21 protein-coding genes are annotated in these 25,428 nt (G+C 70.5%); 10 read left to right on the top strand and 11 right to left on the bottom strand.

Annotation, left to right across the window (positions count from 1 at the left end):
• Nucleotides 1–157: 157 nt before the first annotated feature.
• On the top strand, nt 158–286 hold the full coding sequence (locus OG589_RS31715; protein ID WP_405141658.1) for a hypothetical protein: 129 nt from the start codon (nt 158–160) through the stop codon (nt 284–286).
• A gap of 180 nt (nt 287–466) precedes the next feature.
• Here the strand turns inward: OG589_RS31715 and OG589_RS31710 are convergent, their stop codons facing one another.
• Together OG589_RS31710 and OG589_RS31705 are read right to left on the bottom strand one after the other, a co-directional pair.
• Entirely contained in the window at nt 467–1,183 is a 717-nt protein-coding gene (locus tag OG589_RS31710; RefSeq protein ID WP_405141657.1) for a hypothetical protein, read from the bottom strand.
• 40 nt (nt 1,184–1,223) lie between these two features.
• Nucleotides 1,224–2,117 (bottom strand): HipA domain-containing protein, encoded by an 894-nt coding sequence (locus OG589_RS31705; protein WP_405141656.1) that lies wholly within the window; start codon nt 2,115–2,117, stop codon nt 1,224–1,226.
• Between the two features lie 657 nt (nt 2,118–2,774).
• Between OG589_RS31705 and OG589_RS31700 the strand changes: the two genes are divergently transcribed.
• On the top strand, nt 2,775–2,903 hold the full coding sequence (locus OG589_RS31700; protein WP_405141655.1) for a hypothetical protein: 129 nt from the start codon (nt 2,775–2,777) through the stop codon (nt 2,901–2,903).
• Between the two features lie 1,705 nt (nt 2,904–4,608).
• Here the strand turns inward: OG589_RS31700 and OG589_RS31695 are convergent.
• Nucleotides 4,609–5,805, bottom strand: a complete 1,197-nt coding sequence (locus OG589_RS31695; RefSeq protein ID WP_405141654.1) for an MFS transporter — start codon at nt 5,803–5,805, stop codon at nt 4,609–4,611.
• A 154-nt stretch (nt 5,806–5,959) separates the two neighbouring features.
• Between OG589_RS31695 and OG589_RS31690 the strand changes: the two genes are divergently transcribed.
• On the top strand, nt 5,960–6,421 hold the full coding sequence (locus OG589_RS31690; RefSeq protein WP_405141652.1) for a MarR family winged helix-turn-helix transcriptional regulator: 462 nt from the start codon (nt 5,960–5,962) through the stop codon (nt 6,419–6,421).
• Nucleotides 6,422–6,486: 65 nt separating this feature from the next.
• On the opposite strand, the gene OG589_RS31685 is transcribed toward OG589_RS31690, so the two are convergent.
• The 3 genes from OG589_RS31685 to OG589_RS31675 form a co-directional block, all read right to left on the bottom strand.
• Nucleotides 6,487–7,080 (bottom strand): hypothetical protein, encoded by a 594-nt coding sequence (locus OG589_RS31685; protein WP_405141651.1) that lies wholly within the window; start codon nt 7,078–7,080, stop codon nt 6,487–6,489.
• 115 nt (nt 7,081–7,195) lie between these two features.
• Entirely contained in the window at nt 7,196–7,756 is a 561-nt protein-coding gene (locus tag OG589_RS31680; protein ID WP_405141650.1) for a Clp protease N-terminal domain-containing protein, read from the bottom strand.
• Between the two features lie 2 nt (nt 7,757–7,758).
• On the bottom strand, nt 7,759–7,992 hold the full coding sequence (locus OG589_RS31675) for a helix-turn-helix domain-containing protein (protein WP_363916241.1): 234 nt from the start codon (nt 7,990–7,992) through the stop codon (nt 7,759–7,761).
• A 169-nt stretch (nt 7,993–8,161) separates the two neighbouring features.
• Here OG589_RS31675 and OG589_RS31670 point away from each other — a divergent pair, with 169 nt between their 5' ends.
• Together OG589_RS31670 and OG589_RS31665 are read left to right on the top strand one after the other, a co-directional pair.
• The gene (locus OG589_RS31670; RefSeq protein WP_405141649.1) at nt 8,162–9,853 is read left to right on the top strand and encodes an ABC transporter ATP-binding protein; all 1,692 of its coding nucleotides are present in this window, start codon (nt 8,162–8,164) and stop codon (nt 9,851–9,853) included.
• A 179-nt stretch (nt 9,854–10,032) separates the two neighbouring features.
• Nucleotides 10,033–11,766: an ABC transporter ATP-binding protein gene (locus OG589_RS31665; RefSeq protein ID WP_405152170.1), complete on the top strand. Its 1,734-nt coding sequence runs from the start codon at nt 10,033–10,035 to the stop codon at nt 11,764–11,766.
• 21 nt (nt 11,767–11,787) lie between these two features.
• Here the strand turns inward: OG589_RS31665 and OG589_RS31660 are convergent, their stop codons facing one another.
• Complete coding sequence (locus OG589_RS31660; RefSeq protein ID WP_405141648.1) at nt 11,788–13,851, bottom strand: LpqB family beta-propeller domain-containing protein; 2,064 nt, start codon at nt 13,849–13,851, stop codon at nt 11,788–11,790.
• A 70-nt stretch (nt 13,852–13,921) separates the two neighbouring features.
• Between OG589_RS31660 and mshB the strand changes: the two genes are divergently transcribed.
• The 5 genes from mshB (at nt 13,922) to OG589_RS31635 (ending at nt 17,438) form a co-directional block, all read left to right on the top strand.
• On the top strand, nt 13,922–14,830 hold the full coding sequence (mshB, locus tag OG589_RS31655) for an N-acetyl-1-D-myo-inositol-2-amino-2-deoxy-alpha-D-glucopyranoside deacetylase (protein ID WP_405141647.1): 909 nt from the start codon (nt 13,922–13,924) through the stop codon (nt 14,828–14,830).
• A 9-nt stretch (nt 14,831–14,839) separates the two neighbouring features.
• Nucleotides 14,840–15,307, top strand: coding sequence for a DUF6113 family protein (locus OG589_RS31650; protein ID WP_405141646.1), 468 nt, complete (start codon nt 14,840–14,842; stop codon nt 15,305–15,307).
• 10 nt (nt 15,308–15,317) lie between these two features.
• Nucleotides 15,318–15,833, top strand: a complete 516-nt coding sequence (locus OG589_RS31645; RefSeq protein ID WP_405141645.1) for a flavin reductase family protein — start codon at nt 15,318–15,320, stop codon at nt 15,831–15,833.
• Between the two features lie 43 nt (nt 15,834–15,876).
• On the top strand, nt 15,877–16,368 hold the full coding sequence (locus OG589_RS31640; protein WP_405141644.1) for a hypothetical protein: 492 nt from the start codon (nt 15,877–15,879) through the stop codon (nt 16,366–16,368).
• Between the two features lie 98 nt (nt 16,369–16,466).
• Complete coding sequence (locus tag OG589_RS31635; RefSeq protein WP_405141642.1) at nt 16,467–17,438, top strand: MBL fold metallo-hydrolase; 972 nt, start codon at nt 16,467–16,469, stop codon at nt 17,436–17,438.
• A 3-nt stretch (nt 17,439–17,441) separates the two neighbouring features.
• Here the strand turns inward: OG589_RS31635 and cysS are convergent, their stop codons facing one another.
• From cysS to OG589_RS31615, 4 genes are all read right to left on the bottom strand, one after another.
• On the bottom strand, nt 17,442–18,830 hold the full coding sequence (gene cysS, locus OG589_RS31630) for a cysteine--tRNA ligase (RefSeq protein ID WP_405141641.1): 1,389 nt from the start codon (nt 18,828–18,830) through the stop codon (nt 17,442–17,444).
• An 80-nt stretch (nt 18,831–18,910) separates the two neighbouring features.
• A complete protein-coding gene (locus OG589_RS31625; RefSeq protein WP_405141640.1) occupies nt 18,911–20,770 on the bottom strand; it encodes a sigma factor-like helix-turn-helix DNA-binding protein in 1,860 nt (619 codons plus the stop codon).
• 69 nt (nt 20,771–20,839) lie between these two features.
• Nucleotides 20,840–22,909: a UvrD-helicase domain-containing protein gene (locus OG589_RS31620; RefSeq protein WP_405141639.1), complete on the bottom strand. Its 2,070-nt coding sequence runs from the start codon at nt 22,907–22,909 to the stop codon at nt 20,840–20,842.
• A gap of 11 nt (nt 22,910–22,920) precedes the next feature.
• On the bottom strand, nt 22,921–25,413 hold the full coding sequence (locus OG589_RS31615) for a hypothetical protein (RefSeq protein WP_405141637.1): 2,493 nt from the start codon (nt 25,411–25,413) through the stop codon (nt 22,921–22,923).
• Nucleotides 25,414–25,428: the final 15 nt, after the last annotated feature.

Raw genomic sequence — 25,428 nt, 5'->3', positions numbered from 1 at the left:
CCCTCGGCTGGCGCGGCCTTTCGTGGACAAGGGTGGCAGGAAGCGGTCAGGGCGGTGCAGCTTGCTGCCGCCCGTTCGTCTGGTTTGTGGGTTGTGATTCCCGCAGAGTTGTTTGTGCGAGAACAAATACACAGCCCTCCAGAAAAGAGACAGAGAAATGACGAACACGACCTTCTCCCCGGCCATCTCCACCCGCTCCGCCGGCACCACCTGGGACTCCTACTCCCGCACCGCCGGAACCACCTGGGACAGCTACTCCCGCACCCCCGGCACCACCTGGGACTAATCAAACCCGTAGAGACCGGCTAAATCGAAACCCGGCATTATCCAAGCCCTAGTAAAACGTACGAGAATTTCTCCCGCTCGGGGGAACTGCCTGATCTCTCCACCGGCATCCGCCACCCGACCGGCTGACTATCAGAGAACCCACTCAGCTACAAACCGAACAGCCAGCTGTGGCTGACCATCAAGCGGTCGTAGCCCACTCTTCACCACGAAATGGCAGATAGCCTTCCCGTACGGAGCCTTGGAGTTGGACCCTGAGACGCAGGTTAGGCGGAACGTCGCCTCTGTTCACCTGAGCTACACGAATTGTCATGCCGCCGACATCTCGAACAACATGGACGTAATCAAGTAGGAGATCTGGAATCCAGCCGAGCTCGTCTCCGCCATGCGTTACCAGGAGCGCACGGGAATTAACCGGATTCTGCTTATCGTCCCTCAAGACGAGCAGCTCGCCCTCGTGAAGAGCCGAGATCCGGGATTCGGCTCCTGCCTTGTAACGCGTGCCGTGCACGAAAAAGCTTGCGGACGTCCGGCCTTCGTCGTCGACCTTGGGTTCGGCCATCAGGAAGATCGAATCTCCCGCACGGCGGCCTTCCGACCTGCCCAACACGACCAAGGCCGGAGCGCCTTCAGGCAAACCCAGAATGGTCAAGTAACGGTGGTAGTCGGATCGGCGCGAATCCATGAGACGCTGGCGGAACAGCGGGAACAGCTCGGCCGACTCATAGCGGCGCTCTAGATCCTCGAAGCCCAGCAGGGGGCGGAAGCCGGGAATGTCCAGCACTCGTTGCAAATAAGCGAAAGAGAAGCCTGCAGAGAGCTGATCGAGGACGCCAACGGGCATGATCAAACGGCTTCGTGGGTCTTGCCAGGCGACCAGCAGTCGAGGCGCGTCCATCGTGCTACCCGCACGCGCGGACATGGTCCGCCGGGTCGAACTAGGCATCCAACAACCTCCTCCTGTTAGTGTCCACGAGCTCCACTGCGAACCTACGTGCGGCCTCCGACATTTCGGGGATGGACGCGGCCAGACACGTAATGCGATCTTCATCGCAGGCCGCCAGCCGGTCAAGCCAGTATCCGCGAGCTCCTGGGCCAACAAGCCCCAACGCCTCCGACGCGAAGTCAACCAGGGGAATCTGACGACACCCTTCGAACCGATGCGCCGTGCCCCTCCGCAGGAATGCTTCCCATTCCCTCTCGTCGCGCAACTTCCGAGTCCGCTCCTCGTCTGTGAGACTGAAGCCGAGGCTCGTCGCATGATCGTAGGAAGGAGACAGCCTCTGATCTCCAACGCCCGGCCCGCGCAGCACCGACCAGTTCGCCGGGTGCCTGTCGCGGTTGGCGATCAAGCCGTCGAGCACCAAGTAGCCAACGAAGACATCGAACGCGCCCAGATCGGCGGGGCCTACGAACCCCGGCGGCTGGCCGTAGTCCTTCAGGACTTCCCGAATGTTCGGCAAGGTGTGCCCTTGGTGCTGCTTATCCATCGGGTCATGGTTCCCAAGCAGATGGGCGAGCAGCAGCCAGCCCGGCTGCAGCTCCCAACCATCGGAAGGCTTGACATCGTAGGAGACGCATCCCCGGCGCCCATCCCGAACCACAAGATCGATATCGGCCGCCGGTACGCCCATCAGGCGCGCCAGCTCGGACGCGAACTTCTCCGGCCAGTGGTCCGCCTGCTCGGCGTTGTCATGCCGCACATTGGGCTTGAACAGGGCCCGCCGTCCAGTCTTCGGATCGTTCAGCCAGACCTTCTCCTCTGATCCGCCCACCTCAAACAGGTCCACGGGCCAGTCTGTGGCATCCACCACCTGGAAGGACTCCGTCACCCCAACACGGTATCCAGTCCGCCACAGCAGGGTTTGGATTTCACCCACCTACAGCGGCAACGAACTTAGCCATGCCCTGCGGGGTGTCCACCCGACTTCTCAATGGTTCCCGTCCCCAGCGACACGGCCGGAGTCCGTAGTGACACCGCCGGGGTAGCGAGCGGCCGGAGGCCCCATCGATGCGGCGGGATTCCGTCGAACAGCACGGCCGACCAGTGCCCCGGTGCAGAGTTGCATATCTACGCTTTTGGACCGACCCGCGCCTTCCATGAGGGCCGCGATCCTTACACGCCGACGACGGCGATGAAAGGATACGGCTTATCCTTTCATCCCCCGCCGAGGTGATGCCCTCGGCTTGCGGCGGCTCTGGTGAGGTGTTCGGGCTCACCTGGTGGCGTGGTTCGAGCCCCAAACGGGTCTTGCACGTCGGGCCTGAGCTGCGGTAGGGCGTGCTGGTGCCGCTGGTCGGCCGGGGCCCTGACCTGGAAGGATGCCTTCCGCACGGGTTCACGGCGGTATGTCTCCTGTGGGCATGGCAGGAAGCGGTCAGGGGGGTGCAGCTTGCTGCCGCCGGTTCGTCTGGTTTGTGGGTTGTGGTTGCCGCAGAGTTGTTTGTGCGAGAACAAATACACAGCCCTCCAGAAAAGAGACAGAGAAATGACGAACACCACCTTCTCCGCGGTCAACTCCACCCGCGCCGCCGGAACCACCTGGGATTCGTACTCCCGCACCGCCGGCACCACCTGGGACAGTTACTCGCGCGCCGCCGGCACCACCTGGGACTAAGCGAAATCAAATCACCTAAGCCGGTACGCGAACCACGCTTGAAGCTTCATCTATCTAAAGTTTGAAACCGACAAAAGTTATCTACGCTTCACAGTGAACATCGAAAGTATGTGAACAGGCTCTGCCAAGCCGACTAAGACCATCGTTCTTTGAGAGATGATGGCATCGGCAAGCATCGAAGCCCTAGACACTGAAACGGCCCGGTCAATGCCGAGAGGTCACTCTCCAGGTTCCGCCGGCCGGCTCCCCACCAAGATCGCCTGACAGCTCCGCCTTGTCTGCCATTGCGACGAACGGGTGACGAGCCTTCCTGGCACCTGCCGTGACGGGTCAGGGAGCTGCCCCCACCCAGGCCTCGGAGCCGCGCGCAGAAGGGCCGGATGCCGGACCTGACGAATGGCGATGGCCATGACGGTGGCAAGCCAGCACGCGGCGCAAACCAGGCCCGACAGGAGCCAGGCGTGGCGGTGAAGCTGTCCGGTTGGGCTGGGCATGTTGTTCCCTCCCGGCACCCGGGTGACCGGGGCACCCGAGTGCTTCCCACCCGGCGATCATGCCCACATCCACGGCGAGCGGGGCCCTACCCGTGCGACGGCAGCCTCAGCCCGACCCAACCAGCCGACGCGCCGGTCACCTACTGCAGAACGATGCACGCGCGACCGACTGCCCTGACGGCTGGTCACATGCGCCCGGTACGAGTGGTTCCCGCGACGGGCGCCGTTGGCCGTCGCTGAAAGATCCGGCCGTCGCCCAAAGATCAGGGCTGACTGGTGTCACGGAGTGCGGCACTCAACGGGAGAGAACCGGTTTCAGTGGCCCGCGGTGGCGATGTACTGACGTCCTGACCTGGGGTTATGGCTCAGCTCGGCATGTCGCGTGTGGGGGTGGCAGGAAGCGGTCAGGGCGGTGCAGCTTGCTGCCGCCGGTTCGTCTGGTTTGTGGGTTGTGGTTGCCGCAGAGTTGTTTGTGCGAGAACAAATACACAGCCCTCCAGAAAAGAGACAGAGAAATGACGAACTCCACCGCCTCGAAGCGTTCCGCCGGCACCACCTGGGACTCGTACTCCCGCACCGCCGGCACCACCTGGGACAGCTACGGCCGCACCCCCGGCACCACCTGGGACTAAGAATAAGCAAACCATTCGGCCCGGTACGATAAACCACACCGCCAGCCCGGCGAACACTCCTTCAGAAAACGGTAGATCAGCTCCACTCGACAGCACATAAGAAAGCACACGGACAGGCCAGGCCAAGCCGATTGAGACGATCGCCATCCAGATCCAGGACCGATGGCACCGGCAGGAATCAATCGGCCAAACATTCAATCGGCCAAACATTCAATCGGCCAAACATTCAATCGGCCAAACATTCAATCGGCTGGACATCGAAGCGGCCGGACATCGAAGCGGCCGGAGATGAAGACGGTCAGGGCAGACGCTGAGACGGTGCTCGCCAGGCCCGACCAGTCAGGTCCCCAGCGGATTCTCCCGCCTCAGGGCGTCCACCACCCCCAGCGTCCAGACGCCGCCCCCGTGGCCCCGCACACCCGGCCCCCGCGACGTCAACCACCTGCGACGCCGGCCCCCGCACACACCCGGCCCTCGCCAGGCCCGGCCCCAGTGACGCCAGGCTCCCCGTCACGCGTTCTGGGCCCCCGCTGCCTCCTGTCTACGTCATACCCGGCCCACGGTCCTAGTGAGACCTGGTCAGCCGGCGAGGTTGTCGGAGTACTGCGGTACGGGAATCGGTTCGGTGCGCCGGGAGGCGAGACGGGTGGCGGGTACGAGCACGGCCAGCCCGGCGAGGGTGAGGGCCGCGCCAGTCCAGATGGGCGCGGTGTATCCCAGGCCGGCGGCGAGGGTCAGGCCGCCGAGCCACGCGCCGAAGGCGTTGCCGATGTTGAACGCCGCGATGTTCGCCCCCGAGGCAAGCGTGGGCGCCCGGTCCGCGTAGTGCATGATCCGCATCTGCAGTCCCGGCACCGTGGCGAACCCGAAGGCCCCCATCAGGACCAGGGAGATCGTCGTCATCACCTGGTTGTGCGCGGTGAGGGCGAACACCCCCAGCACGACGGTGAGCGCGGCGAGGACGGTGATCAACGTGCGGGGAACGGACCTGTCGGCCGCCTTGCCGCCCGCGAAGTTACCGGCGAACAGGCCGGCGCCGAACAGGACCAGCAGCCACGGCACCGCCGAGGAGGCGAACCCGCTGACCTCGGTCAGGGTGTACGCGATGTAGGTGAAGGCGCCGAACATGCCGCCGAAGCCGAGGACCGTGACGGTGAGCGACAACCAGACCTGCGGGTGGGTGAAGGCGGCCAGCTCGCCCCGTAGCCCGGCGTCCCGCGCGCCGTCCGGGCTCCGGCCGGAGACCAGGGTCGCCACGCCGATCAGGGCGATGACGCCGATGACGGTGATGGCCCAGAACGTGGAGCGCCAGCCCAGTTGCTGGCCCAGCAAGGTGCCGAACGGCACGCCGAGGACGTTGGCGGTGGTGAGGCCGGCGAACATCATGGCGATCGCGCCGGCCCGCTTGGCCGGTGCCACCATGTCGGCGGCGACCACGGATCCGATGCCGAAGAACGCGCCGTGACAGAGGGCGGCGACGACCCGGCCGAGCATCATCACCGCGTAGCCGGGAGCGATCGCGGACAGCAGGTTGCCGATGATGAACAGCACCATCAGGCCGAGCAGCACGTGCTTGCGGTTGAACCTCGTCGCGGCGGCCGTGAGGCCGATGGCGCCGATGGCGACGCTCAGCGCGTACCCGGAGATGAGCCAGCCGGCGGCGGCCTCCGTGACGCCGAAATCACGGGCGACCTCGGGTAGCAGGCCGGCGATGACGAACTCGGTGAGTCCGATGCCGAAACCCCCGATGGCAAGGGCGAGCAGACCGAGAGGCATCCGTCTTTCCTTCCGATGATTAAACGCGTATGCAACTAGCCGCGTGGGCAACAATATACTTGCACACGCGCTTAATCGCCACTGGCGTGTAAGCTGCTTGCAGAAGGTGAACGGCCGTCCCAGGGGGAGGGCCCAGGCCCCTCAGGAGGCGGTCATGGGGATCGGGGACGACGCGGTGGAGGTCCGCGCCCAGGGCTGGCGCACGCTGGCGGCGCTCCACGGCCTGATCGAGGCCGCGCTGGAGCGTGAGCTGCAGTCCGAGTACGTCCTGTCGGTCGTGGAGTACACGGTGCTGGACGCGCTGTCGCGACAGGACGGCTGGCACATGCGCATGCAGCAGCTCGCCCGCGCCGCCGCGCTCTCCAGCAGCGCGACCACGCGGCTGGTGAACCGGCTCGAAGATCGCGGCCTGCTGACCCGCATCCTGTGCCAGGACGACCGCCGGGGCATCTACACCGAGCTCACCGGCCAGGGGTGGGAGCTGCTCACCAGGGCCCGGCCGGCCCACGACGCGGTCCTCGCCAAGGCGCTGGCCGAGGCCGAGCAGACCCCCGAGCTCGCGCCTCTGGTGGAGGCGCTGCACCGCCTGCCGGCCGAGCCGAGATCAGCGCACTAGCGGGACGCGGCCGAGTTCAGGCGCAGGCCGGCGATCGGAGTGGCATGCGCGCCCGGGGTCCGGGGTCAGGCCGGTGATCGGGGTGGCATGACCTCGCGGAGGAACTTCACCAGGTCATCGGAGTCCAGTCCGAGCAGGCCGGCGCGGTGGGCGGCCATCAGGAGCAGGTGGGCCACCAGCTCGGTGCGGCGTTCGTGGTCGCCGAACCATTCCCACAACCGGTCGAAGCCGAGGTCGGTGAGCTCGGTGCCGAGTCCGTACCGGTCCCTGACCTCGGACACCACTCCCGCGATGGCGTCCAGCGGCGAGGATCCCGGACGCAGGCACAGCAGGCCCGGGCGGTGGGGCTCGGGTGACCACCGGCAGCCCGAGGGCGGATGTGCCTTGACCTCGGCGTAGACGTCGAGATCGTCCCTGTCGGATCCGCAGGCGGTGAACTGCAGCAGGAAGGCGAACACCGGCTCCCCGTCGGCGCCGGCCAGCACCGGCGGGGAGACGTCCAGCACGTTGATGACCCGCTGCTCCGCGACCAGCTCCTGGAGCTGCCATGCGGCCATGCGCGGGTCGTCCACCGTGACGGTGCCGATGCCGGGAAGCGAGGCCTGCCACAGGCCGTCCTCCACCTCCACGATCGTGGCGACCGGTCTGCCCCCGTTCATCCGCCTACCTTCCCGCTCACGGATCCGGAACCGCGCGAATCCAGGACCTGTGACACCGAGACTAGGCGTCTCGCGCCTCGTCGGGCCTGGATACGCGCGCGTGCCCGTCCTCAGGTCAGCGCAGTTCGACGCGGACCTCGCGGCGGAGGGTCTCGAAGTCGACGCCCGCGTCGGCGATGACCCGGGCGGCCAGCCCCTGGCCCTCCCGGAGCAGGCCGAGAAGGATGTGCCCGTTGCCGATGTAGTTGTGCTTGAGGGCGATGGCCTCGCGCAGCGAGAGCTCCAGCACCTTCTTGGCACGTCCTGAGAAGGGGATGTGGCCCCCGAGGCGCCACGGGCGCCCGCGGCGCGGCCGGGGCTCCCGGTCGAGGGCGCCCGGCCCGAAAGCGGCCTCGACCTTCTCCCGAATCGCGTCGAGGTCGATGCCGATCGACTCCAGCGCGCCCGCGTCGAGATCGTCGGCCGGCGCCGCCGCCAGGAGCCGGGCCACGGCGTCGCCGATCTGGTCGTGGTCGAGCCCGTGCCGCGCGAGGACCCGCGCGGCCACCGTGTCGGGTTGCTGGAGAAGGGCGAGCAGCAAGTGCTCGGTCCCTATGTAGTCGTGGTTGAACAGCCGGGCCTCGTCTTGGGCGAGCACGACCGTCTGGCGCGCGTCCTCGTGGAACCGCTCGAACATCCCTACTTCTCCCGCCTCAGTAGCCCTCGGCCGCCTGCGTACTTCTTGTGGACCGCCTGCCTGCTCACGCCGAGCAGAACCGCGATCTCCTGCCAGGACCAGCCCTGTTCGCGGGCGTTGTCCACCTGGAGTGCCTCCAGCCGCTCGACCAGCGTCCGCAGCGCCCGTACGGCCCGGAGGCCGACGGCCGGATCGCGGCTGCCGGCGTCGGAGGCCAGCTGTGCCGTGTTGCTCATGAGTGTCAATATAAGTTGACACCAGGAGCGTGTCAACCATAGTTGACGAGCGAAGGCGGACGATCTACGCGGACCGCGTTCTAGGCCTGATGTTTTCGCTGGTATGGCCGCATGAGGCCGGAAAAATCGTTTGCCGCGCCACCCCAGGGTTTGCCAGCCTGGAGGGGCTATGCGCTCCCTGCCTCTTGCCGATCCCGGCATTCCCGATGCCCGCAGTCCGCTCCGGTACCTGTGGTGGGTGGCACGCGGGCAGGCGAGCCCGCTGCTCACGGGCATCGGATTCGCCGTGCTGTGGTGGCTGGGGCAGGCGCTCGTCCCCTCGGCCCTCGGCAAGGCCGTCGACAGCCTCACCACACGCGACACCGAGGGGTTGGTGCGCTGGTCAGCGGTGCTGCTCGGTCTCGGTGTCGTGACCGCGTTCGGCGGTGTGATGCGCCACCGGCTGGCGGTCTTCAACTGGCTGGCCGCCGCCTACCGCACGGTTCAGGTCACCGCGCGCCAGGCCACCCGGCTCGGCGCCACGCTGCCCAAGCTGCTGTCGACCGGCGAGGTCATCAGCGTCGGCAACTCCGACATCGCGCACATCGGCAACGCCATGGACATCCTGCTGCGCGGCATCGGCTCGGTCGTCGCCATCGGCGCCGTCACGGTGATCCTCATCACAACCTCACCGCAGCTCGGCCTGATGGTGCTGCTCGGCGTCCCGCTGATGGCGCTGGCCGTCGGCCCGCTGCTCAGGCCCCTGCACCGGCGGCAGCACGAGCAGCGCGACCTCCAGGGTGACCTCGCCACCCGGGCCTCCGACATCGTCGCGGGCCTCCGGGTGCTGCGCGGCATCGGCGGCGAGCAGGTCTTCTCCGACCGCTACCGCGAGGAGTCCCAGCGGGTGCGGGGAGCCGGAGTGCGGGTGGCGTCGATGGACGCCGCTCTGGAGGGCGCCCAGCTCCTGCTGCCGGGCATGCTCATCGCCTTCGTCACCTGGCGGGGCGCGCACTACGCGATGGACGGCACGATCACGGTCGGCCAGCTCGTCGCCTTCTACGGGTACGCGCTGTTCCTGGTGGGCCCGCTCCGCACGCTCACCGAGGCGGCCGACAAGCTCACCAAGGGCCATGTGGCGGCCCGCAGGGTCATCCGCATCCTGTCGCTGGACCCCGAGGTCCAGGGCGCGGGTACGGCCGTGACCGCCGGGGGCGATCTGGTGGACGCGGCGTCCGGCGTCACCGTGCGGCAGGGACGGTTCACCGCCCTGGCCGGCGCGGTGCCCGAGGACGCCATCGCCGTCGCCGACCGGCTCGGCCACTACGTGGCGGCAGAGGCCACCTTCGGCGGCGTGCCACTGGCCGACCTGCCGCTGGAGGAGGTCAGGCGCCGCATCCTGGTGGCCGACAACGGCGCCAGGCTGTTCAGCGGGCGCCTGCGCGACCAGCTCGACGTCACCGGCTCCGCCTCCGAGGACGCCCTGCGGCGCGCCCTGCGCACCGCCTGCGCCGAGGACGTCGTCGAGGCGCTCCCCGGGGGCATCGAGTCGCACGTGGCCGAGGCCGGCAGGGAGTTCTCCGGCGGCCAGCAGCAGCGCCTGCGGCTCGCACGCGCGCTGCTCGCCGACCCCGAGGTGCTCGTCCTGGTGGAGCCGACCAGCGCGGTCGACGCCCACACCGAGGCGCGCATCGCCGAGCGGCTCGGGGAGGCCCGTCTCGGGCGCACGACGCTGGTCTGCACCACGAGCCCGCTGGTGCTCGACCGGGCGGACACCGTGATCTACATGCGGGACGGCCGGGTGCGCGCCGAGGGGTCCCACCGCTCGCTGCTCGCCACCGATCCCGACTACACCGCGACCGTGACCCGAGGGGAGGTCTGACCGTGAGCGTGCGCCAGGCCAGTGAGAGCGAGCTGGCGGAGAGCCCGTCAGGCGAGAGCCGAGCCACCGAGGACCGTCCGCGCGAGGACCGTACGCGCGAGGGCCGTGCGGACGAGGGCGAGACCGGCGAACGTCCCACCGGCGACGGCAAGCCGGTCACGAGCGGCGACCAGAGGCGCATCCTGCCGGTCGCCGACCAGGCGCAGGTGCGGGCGTACGCCAGGCGGCTGACGCTGAAGTATCCGCGCCGGCTCGCGGCGGCCCTGGGCCTGCACGGCCTCGCCGCCGTCGCGGGCCTGACCGGGCCGCGCCTGCTGGGCGAGCTGGTCGAGGGCGTGCGCGACGGCACGGGCATCAGCGTCGACGCCGTCGCGCTGACCATCGCCGGCTTCGTCGTCGTGCAGGCCGTGCTCATCAGGTACGCGGTCTACGTCTCCGCCAAGCTCGGCGAGAAGGTGCTCGCCGAGCTGCGGGAGGAGTTCGTCGACCGCGTGCTCGCACTGCCCCTGTCGACCGTCGAGCGCGCGGGCTCGGGCGACCTGGTCACCCGCACCTCGCGGGACGTCGACTCGCTGTCGCGCACGGTGCGGCACGCCGTGCCGGAGACGCTGATCGCCGTGGTGGCGGGCGCGTTCGTGCTGGGCGCGCTGGCCCTGGTGGGGCCGCTGCTCGTGCTGCCCTCGCTCCTCGCGGTGCCCCTGATCTGGTTCGCCACCCGGTGGTACCTCAAGCGGGCCAGGGACGGCTACCTGCGCGAGAACGCCGCGTACGCGGACATGACCGAGGGCCTCACCGAGACCGTGGAGGGCGCGAGGACCGTCGAGGCGTTCGGCCTGCAGCGCCGCCGGCACGAGCGCACCGACACCGACATCACACGGTCCTGGGCGGCCGAGCGCTACACCCTTGGCCTGCGCACGGTGTGGTTCCCCTCGGTGGAGTTCGGCTACGTGATCCCCATCGTCGCGACACTGCTGATCGGGGGCCTGTTCTACCTGCGCGGATGGGTCTCGCTGGCCCAGGTGACCGCGGCCACGCTGTACGTGCAGCAGCTCATCGACCCGCTCGACCGGCTGCTGTCGTGGGTCGACGAGCTCCAGGTCGGCGGGGCGTCCATGGCCAGGCTGCTCGGCGTGGCGAACGTGCCCGACGACCGCGACGCGGGCGCGGGCCGCCCCCTCGGCGAGACGATGGTCGCCGACGACGTGCGGTACTCCTACCGCGACGGCCACGACGTGCTGCACGGCGTCTCGCTGCGGGTCGCTCCGGGTGAGCGGCTCGCGATGGTCGGCCCCTCGGGGGCGGGCAAGTCGACGCTGGGCCGCCTGCTCGCGGGCATCCACGGCCCGCGCACCGGCTCGGTGACGGTCGGCGGCGTCCCGCTGGTCGACCTGCCCCTGGACGAGCTGCGCGGCCACGTCGCGCTCGTCACCCAGGAACACCACGTGTTCCGGGGCACGGTGCGCGACAACGTGCTCATCGCGCGGCCCGAGGCCGACGACGCCGCCGTCAAGGAGGCGCTGGAGGCCGTCGACGCGTGGGAGTGGGTCGAGGCGCTTCCTGACGGGCTCGGCACGGTCGTCGGCTCGGGCGGCCTCGCGGTGTCGCCCGCGCAGGCCCAGCAGATGGCGCTCGCGCGGCTGGTGCTCGCTGACCCGCACACGCTGGTGCTGGACGAGGCCACCTCGCTGATCGACCCGCGCGCCGCGCGGCACCTGGAGCGGTCGCTGGCGGCCGTGCTCGACGGGCGCACCGTCATCGCCATCGCGCACCGGCTGTACACCGCGCACGACGCCGACCGGGTCGCCGTCGTCGAGGACGGCCGCATCAGCGAGCTGGGCTCGCACGACGAGCTGGTCGCCGCGGGAGGCGCCTACGCCGCCCTGTGGGACAGCTGGCACGGCATCTCCCGCTGACGACCGGGCCCGGGTGGGACCTCAGGCGTCCAGGGAACGCCTGAGGAACTCCACCTGGAGAAGCAGCAGGTTCTCCGCGACGACCTCCTGCGGGGTCATGTGGGTGACGCCCGAAAGCGGCAGCACGGTGTGGGGACGGCCGGCGGCGACGAGGGACGACGAAAGGCGCAGCGTGTGGGCCGCCACCACGTTGTCGTCGGCGAGGCCGTGGATGAGCAGCAGCGCCCGCTCGAGCTTCTCGGCGTCGGCCATGAGCGACGACCGGTCGTACACGTCGGGAAGCTCGCCGGGGTGGCCGAGGTAACGCTCGGTGTAGGCGGTGTCGTAGAGCCGCCAGTCGGTGACGGGTGCCCCGGCGATGGCCGCGTGGAAGACGTCGGGCCTGCGCAGCACCGCCAGCGCCGCGAGGAAGCCGCCGAACGACCAGCCCTTGATGGCCACCCGCGAGAGGTCGAGGTCGCCCGGGTAGAGCTGGGCGGCGCCCTTCAGGGCGTCGACCTGGTCTTCGAGCGCGGGGGTCGCCAGGTCGTGCAGCACCTCGCGCTCGAAGGCGGGGCCCCGGCCCGGGGTGCCCCGGCCGTCCGCCACGATCACCGCGAAACCCTGGTCGGCGAACCACTGGGACTCGAGGAACCCACGGCCCGAGGCCATCACGCGCTGCGCGTGGGGCCCGCCGTAGGGGTCCATGAGGACGGGGAGGCGCCGGGAACCGGGCACGTGCCCGCTCGGCAGCAGCACGGCGGTGGACAGCTCTCGCTCGCCCGTGCGGACCAGCGAGACGCGGGGCTCCAGCTTGGGCCGCTCGGCCAGCGAGGCGATGTGCAGGCGCTTCTGGCCGTTCTCGACCCGCACCGTGGTGCTGGGGCTGTCGAGAGTCTGGCTGACGACCAGCAGGGTGCCGCCGGACAGGCGGCCGTTGTGGACGCCGGGCTCGCTGGTGACCGGGGAGATGGCCCCGCCCGACCAGGTCCACAGATGGATCTCGGTGGGCTCGGCGCTCGCGCGGAACAGCACGGTGTCGCCGGAGACGCCGAGCACGTCGCGGACCTGGAGGGTCGGCGGGGTGACCGGGGCGTCGCCGACGACCAGGCGCCGGCCGCCGCCTGCGTCGGCCACCCACACCAGCGTGCCGTCGGAGAGGCACGCGGGGACCCCGGCGACGACGTCGACCCACGCGTCGTCGGTGTCCTCGCGCACGAGCTCGGTCGCGCCGGTGGCGGGGTCGACGGTGAGGACGCGGATGGCCTTCTGGTCGCGGGGCATCGTCACGATCGTCGCGCCGTGGCGGTCCCACACGGCCGTCACCAGGTATTCGTCGTCGAAGGGCACCTGCGTGCGGGAGCCGTCGAGACCGAGGACGAGCAGCTCGACGGTGGCGTTGGCCGTGCCGGCCGATGGGTAGGCCACCGCCGTGGGCGTGCGGGACGGGTTGGCCGGGTCGGCGATGTGCCAGGTCTGGACGGGCGACTCGTCGGCACGCTCGGCGAGCAGGGCCGTGCCGTCGGGGGACCACCAGTAGCCGCGCATGCGGTCAAGCTCCTCGGCGGCGATGAACTCCGCCAGGCCGTACGTCACGCCGGCGCCCTCTGGGGACGCCAGCGCGCGGTCGTCGCCCGTGGCGACCTCCTGGACGTGCAGGGCGCCGCCGGTGACGTACGCCACGCGGGCGCCGTCGGGGGACAGGCGGGGGTCGATCACCGGGCCGGGGGTGTCGAGCCGCCGCACGGCGCCAGACCTCAGATCGGCCAGGTAAAGCCCGCCGGACAGCGCGAAGGCCGCCGAGGTCAGCGCGGAGTCGGCGCCGAAGGCCACCACGCCGCCGGCCTGCTCCCTGGCGCGCTCACGGCGGGCCTTCTCCTCGGCGGGCAGGTCTTCGTCGGCCGCGCCGAGGTCGGCGGGGTCGACCACCATGCGCTCGGCGCCCGAGGAGAGGTCGAGCTCCCACAGGCAGGTCACCGGGTCGGTGCCCGACCGGCTGCGCAGGAAGACGACGCGGTCGCCGTCGGGGGCGATGACGAAGCCACGGGGCACTCCGAGGGTGAAGCGGCGGGTCCTGGCGTAAAGACGCGGAAAGCTCTCACTCATGCTGTTCATATTGCCAGGCCAACACGTTGGGAGATGCTTCCTGTCGGAGGCCGGGGATACCCTCGACCACATGACTGAACGTCGTTTGCTGCTCGTGCACGCCCACCCCGATGACGAGACGAGCGGCACCGGGGCCACGATGGCGAAGTACGCCGCGGAGGGCGCCCACGTCACGCTCGTCACCTGCACCCTCGGTGAGGAGGGCGAGATCGTGGTGCCCGACCTGGCCCACCTCGCCGCGGACAAGGAAGACCGGCTCGGCGAGCACCGCGTCGGCGAGCTGGAGGCCGCGTGCAAGGCCCTGGGCGTCGACGACCACAGGTTCCTCGGCGGGCCCGGCCGCTGGCGCGACTCCGGCATGATGGGCGTCCCCGCCAACGACAACCCCCAGTGCTTCTGGCGGGCCGATCTCGACGAGGCCGCCGGCGAGCTGGTCAAGATCATTCGTGAGGTCAGGCCGCAGGTGCTGGTCACCTACGACGACAACGGCTTCTACGGCCACCCCGACCACATCCAGGCGCACCGGGTCGCCTGGCGGGGGTTCGAGCTGGCCGCCGATCCCTCGTTCGGTGAGGGTGAGCCCTGGCAGATCGCCAAGTTCTACTTCACGACCATGCCGAAGTCCGCGATGCGGCGGGTCGCCGAGGCCATGCGCGACACCGACTTCGACTTCTTCAACGAGGAGACTCTGGACGACCTGCCCTTCGGCTCCGCCGACGAGGAGGTCACCACCGAGATCGACGCCCGCCCCCACGCCGTCGCCAAGCTGGACGCCATGCGGGCCCACCGCTCGCAGATCGACCTCAGCGCGCCCTGGTTCGTGATCTCCGACAGCATGGGCCACGAGTCCATCGGCATCGAGCACTTCATCCTCAAGGCCGGCCGGCGCGGGCCCGCAGGAAGGGGCGTGCCGCAGGAGGCCGGCGGTCTCGGCGAGCCGCACGACCGCGAAGACGATCTCTTCGCGGGCATCGGCTAGCCTTTCAGCATGGAGGAAGAGCAGGTAGAGGACGAAACCGCGACGCGGCGGGGCTCCGACGCCGTGATCACGGGCGCGGCCTACGGCATGCTCTTCGTGCTCGGCGTCGTCTTCGGCGTCGTGGCCGGGCTTGAGCACTCCTGGGACGTGGGAGACGCCGTTCCGCCCATTCCGATCATCCTCTCCCTCGTGCTGTTCGGCCTGCTGTACGGCGCGGGGCGGCTGATGGACAGCAAGCTGGGCGCGTTCGTCCCCGGCATGGGGTGGATGCTCGCCGCGCTGCTGTTCTCGGTCAAGAGGCCCGAGGGCGATCTGGTCATCGCCGCCAACGTCTCCGGCTACTGGTACCTCGGCTGCGGAGCCCTGGCCGTGGTGGTCGCCGTCCTGCTCATTCCTTCGTCCGGTTCGTGGCTGATGCACCAGGGTTCGTATGGCAAAGGGCGCCGCATGAATATTTCGGATGGGATGTCCGCATAAGCTGGCCAGCGTGTATCAGGGATCTGTCGAGAGCCAGGTTGATCAGGCGGTCTTCCGCAGGGTGACGGGGCGCTTCGCCACCGGCGTCGCGATCGTCACCACCCTCGCCGACGGCATCGACCACGCGATGACGGTCAACTCCTTCGCCTCGGTCTCCCTTGATCCGCTCCTGGTGCTGGTGTGCGTCGAGAAGATCGCCAGGTTCCACGACGCCGTGATCGACGCCGGGGTGTGGGGGGTCTCCATCCTCGGAGAGGACGGCGAGGAGGCCTCTCGGGCCTTCGCCACCCGCGGCCGTACGCTCGAAGGGCAGCTCGACCGCTGGTCGCACCGCCGGGGCAGGCTGGGGCTCGCGCTGTTCGACACCGCCATCGCGACGCTGGAGTGCCGCACGACCGTCGTCCACGACGGAGGCGACCACTCGATCGTCGTCGGGAACGTCGTCTCGGCGGACACTCCGAGGGACGTCCCTCCGCTCATCTACTACGAGGGCCGCTACCGCCACCTGCGCCCGCCGGGTAGATAGGCCGCCCTACCGGTCGCCGGGGCCGTTGGGTGACAATCAAGACATGCGCGGACGGCACCGGACGAGGCAGGTGCTCAACTACGTCAACCTGTCGACACCGCTGGGGCTGCTCATCGCGGTGATCGGGCGGGCCGAGGTGCGGCGTGGCGAGCACGGCCTGCTGTACGCCCACGGATACCGCATCCCCTTCCCGGTCGCCGGCGCGTTCACGGTCGGCAACGTGGTGCTGACGGCCCAGCGGGAGGGCTACCTGACCGGCGCCCTGCTGAGGCACGAGGCCCGGCACGCCACCCAGTACGCCTTCTGCGTCGGCCTGCCCCTGCTGCCGCTGTATGTCCTCGCCCTGCTGGTGTCGGTGGCCGTCTGCGGCCACCCCGCCTCCTGGAACGTCTTCGAACGCCTGGCCGACCTGGACGAGGGAGGCTACCCGAGGCACCCATCCCGATGGAGAAGGCGCACCCTGGAGGAGAAGACCCTGGCTGAACGCCGTCCAATCCACACCAGGGAGGACATGACGGATACCTCGTACGACTGAGGCATGTTTTCCGCCCACGGGGGATCATCAGAGCAGAGTGGTGATAGATCCCTGTGGAACAGCCCCGCCTCCCACTCGGCGACGAACCGGAGGGTCGCATGTCGCAATCCGTCAGCCCTGAGGTTTCCCCTGTCACACAGCCGCGTGAGCGGACGTTTCCCGCCGACTTCAAGGACCGCCTGACCTGCCCGCTGCCCGACTTCCGCGAGGTCATGAGCGTCGCGTGGCACGGAGGTTTCCGCCCCGACATCGGGGACGCCGACCAGATCCCCGTGCTGAGGGCGGGTCTGTCCCCGATCACCGCGACGGACGCGGCGGTCACGTGGGTGGGCCACGCGACGTACGTGCTGCGCATCGGGGGCCTGACGGTGCTGACGGACCCCGTCTGGTCGCGGAAGATCCCGGGAGTGCGGCAGCGGCTGACACCGCCCGGCGTGGCCTGGAGCGACCTGCCCCCGGTGGACGCCGTCGTGATCAGCCACAACCACTACGACCATCTTGACGCCCCGACGATGCGCCGCCTGCCGAGGCACACTCCGGTCTTCGTCCCCGCCAACCTGGCGAGCTGGTTCACCAAGAAGGGGTTCACGAACGTCACGGAGCTCGACTGGTGGGAGAGCGCCCAGATCGGCGAGGTGACCTTCGACTTCGTGCCCGCCCACCACTGGAGCCGCAGGTCGCTGTTCGACACCTGCAAGTCGCTGTGGGGCGGCTGGGTGCTGACCTCGCAGGACCAGCGCGTCTACTTCGCCGGGGACACCGCGTACGGCGACCGTTTCAAGCTCATCGGGGACCGCTACCCCGGCATCGACCTCGCGCTGATGCCGGTGGGCGCGTACGAGCCGCGGTGGTTCATGCACGTCTCGCACGTGGATCCCGCCGAGGCCGTGTTGGCGTGCGCCGCCGTCGGCGCACGGCGGATGGCGACCATGCACTGGGGGACCTTCGTGCTCTCTGGCGAGCCGCTGATGGCTCCCGTGCAGGAGGCCCGCGCGGCCTGGATCGCCTCAGGACGCGACCGCGCGGACCTCTGGGACCTGGCGGTGGGCGAGACCAGGGTGCTCACCTGACCTTCAGGACCACTGCTGTCCCTGCGGGGTGTCGGTGACCTTGACGCCCAGCGCGGCCAGCTCGTCGCGGAGGCGGTCGGAGGCCGCCCAGTCTCTGGTCTCGCGGGCCTTCGCCCTGGCCTCCAGCAGCTCGGCCGCGCCGGGCGGCAGGACCGCGACGACGGGCGGCTTACCGATGTCGACCGAGAGGTCGAGGCCGAGCACGTGGTCGAGGTGCAGGAACGTCTCGAGGCGGGAGCCGGGGTCCACCGTCTCGTCCCGTTCGAGCTCGCGCACGACGCGCAGGGCGGTGGGGGTGTCCAGGTCGTCGTCGAAGGCGGCCTGGGCGCGGTCGGCGTACTCGGCGGCGATCGGCCGGCTGGGGGACTCCGCCCACTCGGCGACGCGCTGCCGCCACCGGCGCAGGGTGCGGTCGGCGGCGTGGAGGGTGTCCCAGGTGAGGTTCATCTGCTGGCGGTAGCGGTGTTCGAGCAGCGCCAGACGCACGGCAAGGGGGTCGAGCCCGGCGGCCACGACGTCGGACAGGAGCACGACGTTGCCGGTGGACTTGGCCATCTTGCGGCCGTCGAACAGCACGTGCTCGCCGTGGACCCAGTGCTTGACGACGTCGTGCCCGACCGAGGCGTTCGACTGGGCGCGCTCGTCCTCATGGTGGGGGAAGCGCAGGTCCTTGCCGCCGGTGTGGATGTCGATGTGCTCGCCGAGGAAGCGCAGGGACATGGCCGAGCACTCGATGTGCCAGCCGGGGAACCCCCGGCCCCAGGGGGTCTCCCAGGTCATCTCGCGGTCGGAGCCCTTCCACAGGGCCCAGTCGGCGTGGAAGCGCTTGCGCGGGTCGACGCCCTCGACCCGGTGGCCGGGCTTCAGCGCGTCAAGCCGGTTTCCGGAAATTTCGCCGTAAGTCGGGAAGCTCCGCGCGTCGAAGAAGACCGAGCCGTCGTCCACGGCATAGGCGTGGCCCTTCTCGATGAGCTTGGCGATCAGCTCGATCATCAGGTCGATCGTCTCGGTGGCACGCGGGGTGTGCTCGGGGGTGCGCATGTTGAGCGCCGAGGTGTCGCGGCGGAAGGCGTCCTCGTAGAAGCGGGCGATCTCCATGGCCGAGCGCCCCTCGCGGCGGGCCTGCTGGAGGACCTTGTCCTCGCCCGACGCGTCGATCTCCTCGTCGTCGACCAGGTGGCCGACGTCGGTGATGTTCTGGCAGACCACCGACCGCACCCGGCTCTGCTCCAGGACCCTGCGGATCAGGTCGGACAACAGGTACGACCTGAGGTTGCCCACGTGGGCGTACCGGTAGACGGTCGGCCCGCAGGTGTACATGCGCAGGACGCGGGCGTTCGCGGGGACGATCGCTTCGAGCTGCCTGGACCTGGTGTCATACAGCCGCAACATGCCACCGAGCTTAGGCCATGGATTACAGGCTGTACGAGCCCTGGGGATCATCGGCGGCGGGCATCACGAGGCTCGGCAGGTCACCCCGCCTCGGGGTCGAGGAAGGCCAGGATGTCGCGGTCACCGCGCTCGCGGAGGCGGGTCAGGACCTCCTCGCGCGAGGCGCCGTCCGCGAGGCCGATGCGGGCCCCGATCAGGCGCAGCGCCTCGGCCTCGGAGGCGACCGGGGCGGTGTACCCGATGAGGTGCAGCGCCATGTTGACCGGCGGAATCCCCTGGGCGGCCTGCGGCAGGTAGCGGGTCAGCAGCTCGCCGCCGTCCGACACCGTCATGAAGATCGAGTCGCCCTCGCTCGCGTTGTAGTCGGCGAGCACCGGCCTGATCGAGCCCATCGTCGGCTGGTTGTGCCAGCTGATCACGACGTCGCCCGAGGGCGTGGAGGTCGTGAGCTGCCCGCCGGGTGCCATGCCGAGGTGCGCGGCGAAGCCGGTCGGAAGCGGGGACCCCGAGCCGCGCAGGTGCTCGGCGTTGACGTCGACGCGGTGCCACCAGCGCCCGTCCCGGCTGCGGAACGACCGGCGGGTCATCGACACGTCGCGGCGCGGGTGGTACGCCTCGGCCTGCTCGGGCGCGGCGACGCGGATCCATCCCCGCTGGGTGCGCTCGAACCCCGGCCCGCCCGCGTACGCGCGCACGGAGCTCTCGCTGACCTCGTACCGCGTGGTCAGGTTGGCCACGACGGTGTTCACCGAGGCCTCGCCGCCCGCCCGTTCGATCTCGCGGACGATCATCTCGCGGATGCCGATGTACTCCTCGCCGCCCCAGCGCGACAGCCCGTAGCGGTTCCTGTCGACGCGCAGGAAGCGCTCGTCGGCGGTGAGCTGGTTGCGGATGCCCACGAGGCTGTAGTCCTCGCCGATGCGGGTCTGGATCTCCTCGGGGCTCAGCGGGCTCTCGGCGACGGCCAGCACGGCCTCGGCCTTCTCGTTCACGCTGCGCGGCCACGGGACGACGTGACCCTCCAGGATGCGCAGGTGCGGGACGGAGGCGAGCCAGCGCTCGGCGACGTCCTCCCGCACCCCGAGCTGGGCGACCATCGTGACGGCCTCCGGCAGCTTCACCGGCCCGCCGGTGAACAGCTGACGGGTCTTCTCCTTCAGCTCGTCGGCGCCCCCGGCGACCAGCCAGCCCTCCACCTGGTCGTAGCCGGTCAGCAGGGTGCGGACGAACCGCCAGGTCGGCACGCCCAGGGTCGCCAGCTCGGTGCGGTGCCAGGGCACCGCGGCGGCGAGGTCGTCGGCGGGCACTGCGGAGCCGAGCCGTCCCCGCAGCCAGGCGAGGTGGGCGGCCAGCGGGGTGGCCTCGGGGGTGGCGAGCCGCGTCTGGACGTGGTCGCGAAGGTCACGCTCGATCTGCCGGATGCGCTCGCGGGTCACGGAGAACCGCTGCGCCAGCTCGTCGAGCGTCACCCGGCGCTCGGCGTAGACCCGGTCCTTGGCGATGGCCCGCTGCCGGTCGTCGAGCGCGGCGAAGATCCCGTCGATCAGCTCGGGGATCGGCCGGTCGGGCTTGGCCGGCTGGGTGGGCACGGGCGCGGCCTCGCGGCCGGGCTGCGTCTCGGAGGCCAGCATCCGCGACAGCACGCTCGTGAACAGCGCGTGCACGACCTCGCGGCTCTCGGGCGTGCGCAGGCTCTTCTCCGGGTCCGTCATCCGGATCAGGGGCAGGATGTCGCCGAGCGGTAGGTGCCCCCAGCAGGCCATGGACAGGTCGGCGAGTCGCGCCGCGACCTGAGCGGTTCCGACGATCAGGCAGGCGCGGTCCAGGGGGAGTGCCTGCCACCACGCGTCCGGGAGACGGGCGTCGCTCGCGATCGGCTCGACCTGGCTGGGTGCTGTCCAGCGCAGGGGAGGCACGATGTCGCTAAGGCTCAAATTCATGGGGGTCCAACCGGCATGGGGCTTGGGTCGGGATGAGACTCGGTCTTATCCGCAGTTCAGGTTATTGGGTCATGGTGGCAGAAAGGGACTTGCCCGGCCGGAGTAGGACACGTAAAGCCGCTCGGCGGCCCGCGTGCAGGCCATGTAGAGCAGCCCTCGTTCCCGCTGCAGGTCGTGGGCGCGTGCCGTCGGATCCTCGGCGGCGGGGGTGAGCGCGTCGGCCGATGGCACGATGCCGTCGGCCACGCCGATCAGGGCGACCCGGCGGAACTCCAGGCCCTTCAGGCCGTGGAGCGTGGTGACCCGCACCGGGGCCTCCGCGCTCGCGAGCGCCGCCTTGGCGTCCCTGACCAGGTCGCCCAGGCGGGTCGCGACGGCGATCTCGTCGGGGGGCACCCCGTCGCCGATCCACTCCTTGACGAGGGTCACCAGGCCGGCCAGCTCCGCCTCGCCCGAGGTGTACTCCCGGACGATCGGGCGGGTGCCCAGGTGCGTCGCGCGGAAGCCCACCAGCTCGATGATGCCGTCGACCAGCCCGTCGGCCGGGCCCCCGCCGCGCAGCCGCACGCCCCACGAGAGGATCTCCTGCGGCAGGCGGTGGGAGATGGTGAGGCGGTGGCTCTCGGCCTTGATGCCGAGCGTGCTCAGCGCCACCCGGGTGTCGAAGACGCGCTGGTGGGGGTCGCCGACGATGAACAGGTCGTTCGGCGCGGGCGGCACGGCGGCGCGCAGGAGCCGCCACTGCGCCGGGTGCAGGTCCTGCGCCTCGTCCACCACGATGTGCCGGTACGGCTCGCGCCCCGGAGCGTCGTCGCCGAGCAGGTCGCCCGTGGTACGGCCGAGCAGCGTGGAGGCCTCGGAGGCGAGCTGGAGCAGCGTGCGCCTGCCGGAGGCGCGCAGCCGCCCGGTGACGTGCTCGATGGCCTTCCAGACCGCGGTGCGCTCCTCGCATTCGAGCTCGACGCTGCGGCCGGGACGTCGCGCGGTGAGGTACTCCTGCACGGTGCAGAGGTTCTGGGCGAGGATCACCTGCTCCCACTCGCGCAGCAGGAACGCCGGGCTGTGCAGGTCGCCCGAGACCTCCGAGGCCTCCTGCCACAGCGTGGCCAGGTCGGGCGCGCCGACCAGGAGCGGGGGACGGCCCTCGGCCTCGGCGACGATGCGGTGGGCGAGGCGCTCGACGTTGCCGACCTCGATGCGCTCGCGCACCTCCTGGTCGTCCACCAGTAGGTCGAGCTTCGCGGCCACGTCGGTGGCCACGCCGTGGGAGAAGGTCACGAGCAGCACCCGGCCGGCGCCCGCCCGGGCGAGGTGGGCGGCGCGGTGCAGCGCCACCAGGGTCTTGCCGGTGCCCGCGCCGCCGGTGACCAGCACCGGCACGGCGTAGCTGTCCTGGTGGGCCAGGCGGTGCTGGGTCGGGTAGAGGAACGTGCACCAGTGCGGGGTGGTGAGCACCCGGTCGAGCGCGCTCGGGTCGCGGACGAAGACGGCCCGGTCGGGCGTGCGTTCGAGGGCGGCGGTGAGGTCGGTGACGTCCACGGTGGTCGCGGGCACCGCGACGCGCGTGTCCAGCGCCCGCCAGGCCTCGGCGACCGAGCCGCCCTGGCCGAGAACCGACAGCGGGGCGAACTGGCTCTCGGGGAGCAGGGGTTCGAGCGCGTCGAGGTTGGCGCCCGTGGTGATCAGCCGCACCAGGGGGAGCACCTCGGCGTCGATGCCGAGCCCGAGCAGGTCGCTGTCGCAGACGTGCGCGAACAGCCGCCACTCGGTGGACTCCGCCGACCGGCGCAGCGCGGGCTCGACCCGTTCGAGGGCCTCGGCGTTCCAGATCTCGGCGACCCCGATGGCCGCGTTGACGGCGAAGCGGTGCCGCTGGGCGTACGACCAGGCCTCGGCGTCCGGCAGCACGGTGAGCATCCAGTAGACGTCGCGCTGCCGCACGACCACCCCGCGGTGGTGGTCGGCGAGCCGCAGCGTCGCCACGCGCGAGTCCCGGGTGTTGCGCACCCGCTCGGGGTGGGGAGCGGACGTGGTGTTCTGCAGGAACCGGCGCATGGCGATCACGGCGTCCCGGCGTACGGGCCGGGGAAGCGCGTCGAGATCCCGGGGGACCTCGGGGGCGATCGCGAGCCGGGGCACCGCGGTTCCCGTCAGACCATCAGGGACAGCAGGTCGCGGTCCCCGCGTTCTCGGAGCCGGTTCATCAGGTCGGGCAGCCCCACGGGCCCGGTCATGCCGATGCGGGTCGCCAGCACCCGGATGGTCTCTTCGAGCGACTCGGGGCCGCCCTTGGTGGTGTGGCCGGCCAGCCGCAGCGCCACCGCGCCCTTGTCGAGGTCGCCGGTCGACGAGGGCACCAGCCTGGCCCGCAGGACCTTGTCCTCCTCCGCCACGGTGAGGAACAGGTGGGCTCCGGGCTGCGCGCCCATGTCGTGGAGCAGCTGTCCGAGCGACTCGATGACGGGACGGGCCTGCCAGCTCAGCGTGACCTCTCCCGCCGCGCTCATCACGGTGTGGCTCTCGCCCGGCGACAGCCCAAGGTAGGCGGCGAACCCGCTCGGCAGCGGGCACTCCCCGCCGGTGAGCTGCTCGGGCGCGACGTCCACCCTCAGCCACCAGAGGCCGTCCGGATGCCGGAAGCACCTGCGGGTCATCGACACGTCCTTGAGCTGGCCGGTCGGCGTCGACTGGGGCCCCTCGGGGTCGCCCGGCCGCTCCTCCTCGGCCTTGCCGGGCTTCTTGTTGCTCTGGATGCGTAGCTGCGGGACGTTCTCCAGCCACTCCTTGGCGACCTCGGGGTGGATGCCCAGGGTCGACACCAGTTCGAGTGCGCGGGCCACCGTCGGCGGGCGTTCGGCGTTGAGGATCAGGGCGCAGGTCTGGTCGCGCAGCTCCGCGATGTCCCCCGACACCAGCCAGTCGTCCTGGACCGTGTAACCGGGCAGCGTGGCGAGCACGAACTGCCAGGCGGGGACGTCGAGGGAGCGCAGCTCCCTGGTGTGCCAGTCGGCGGCGGCCATCAGGCGCGACTTGGGCGCGGCCACGCCGAGGGTGCCGGGGAGCTTCTCCAGGTGCTGGGTGTACGGCGCGGCGTCCGCGCTGTCGAGCCAGGCGGCCAGCCTGCCGCGCAGCTCGTCCTCAAGGGCCACGATGTCCTCGGGGCTGACGGCGAACAGCTTGGCCAGCTCCTCGGGGGCGGCGGGGGAGTCGGCGAATACGTGGTTCTGCGCCACCGCCCAGGTCTTGTCGTCGAGGTCGGCGAAGGCCGCGTCGATGAGCGCGGGGATGTCCCTCTCGGTGCGCCCGGTGCCCAGCTCGTCGGTGTTCGTGCCGGCGGGGGACCCCTCGGAGGCGGCGGGGCCCTCGGGCTCGCGCGGCGGCTCTCCGTCGTCCGCGATGTCGCGGTCCTGCGTGCCCTCGGGGCCGAGGGGGGCCACGTCGCCTTCCGCGGTCCCGAAGCTCTCCGCGATCCCGAGGTCTTCCGGGGCGTCCGTACCTCCCGGGGCTTCTGCGCCTTCCGGGCCCTCCGGGGCTTCTGCGGGCGCGGGGCCCTTGGCGGCGAAGGGGTCGGGGGCGGGGCCGCCGGGCCCGAACGGGCCGGAGTCCGGGCCGAACGGGTCGAGGTCGCGGGGGAACGGGCCGGGATCGAACGGCTCCGGCTCGGGCACGAAGGGGCGGGGAGCCGGAGTGAACCCAGGATCGTCCCCGCCGAACCCAGGGCCGTCCGGGGAGAATCCGGGCACGTCATTGCCGAACGCGGGAACGTCGTTGCCGAAGGCGGGGACGTCGTTGCCGAAGGCGGGGACGTCGTTGCCGAAGGCGGGGACGTCGGGGGGGTAGGTGGGCGCGCTCGGGGCGGTGAAGGGACGTTCGGTGCGCGGGGGCGGGGTGAACATCGAGGTGCGGGACCGGCCGGAGCCGCTCTCGCCAGGGGCGGCGCCGGGGAACTCCCTGGAGACGTGCTGCTTCAGCGCGGCCTCCGCCATGCGGGCCGCGGCGAGGCCGAGGGGGTCGCTCCGGTCGATCGACGACTTCTGTCTCTTCGGCAGCGGCGGCGCGGGCCGTACGGGAAGCGGCTCGGCCCGTGCGGGCGACCCGGTGTCCGTGGAGCGGTCCGCGGGGGACGCCTGAGGCCCTGTGGAGGCCCCGTGGGCCGGTACGGGGCTTTCGTGAGCCGGTGCGCGCCTGCGCGCCTCCGGAGCCGCCGAGGCGGGCTGGGGCGTCTCCGTGGCCCGTGAGGGCGTCTCGCGGGCCTCCTCGGCGTGGAGGGACGGCCGTGCCGTGTGGTCGTCGAGATTGGCGCTCTGGTCGCCGGTGGGCGTCAGCCGTACGAAGACCGCGGTGAACAGGGCGGTCAGGACCGGCCTGGCGCGGATGAACGGCTGGTCGGCCAGCTCGCGGCCGGTCAGCGAGAGCAGGCCGAACCACGAGCCCACGCGGTCGAGGGCGATGGAGACCTGCGGCTCGTCGGCCTCGTCGGGATCCATGACGTGCAGGGCGGGCAGGATGTCGCCCAGCGCGGCGGCCGGCCAGTGCTCCATCGACAGCTCTGTGAGGAGCTCACCGAGCGCCTCGGGGCCGAGCACGGCGAAGACCCGGCTGAGAGGGGCGGCCCGCCACCAGGCGTCCGGCAGGTTTGGCACGTCGCGGAGCTGCGA

This window comes from Sphaerisporangium sp. NBC_01403 (assembly GCF_045040145.1).
GTDB classification, from domain to species: Bacteria; Actinomycetota; Actinomycetes; order Streptosporangiales; family Streptosporangiaceae; genus Sphaerisporangium; species Sphaerisporangium viridialbum.
Note: the sequence above shows the minus strand (reverse complement) of the source record. Positions and strands in the feature narration are given on the sequence as shown.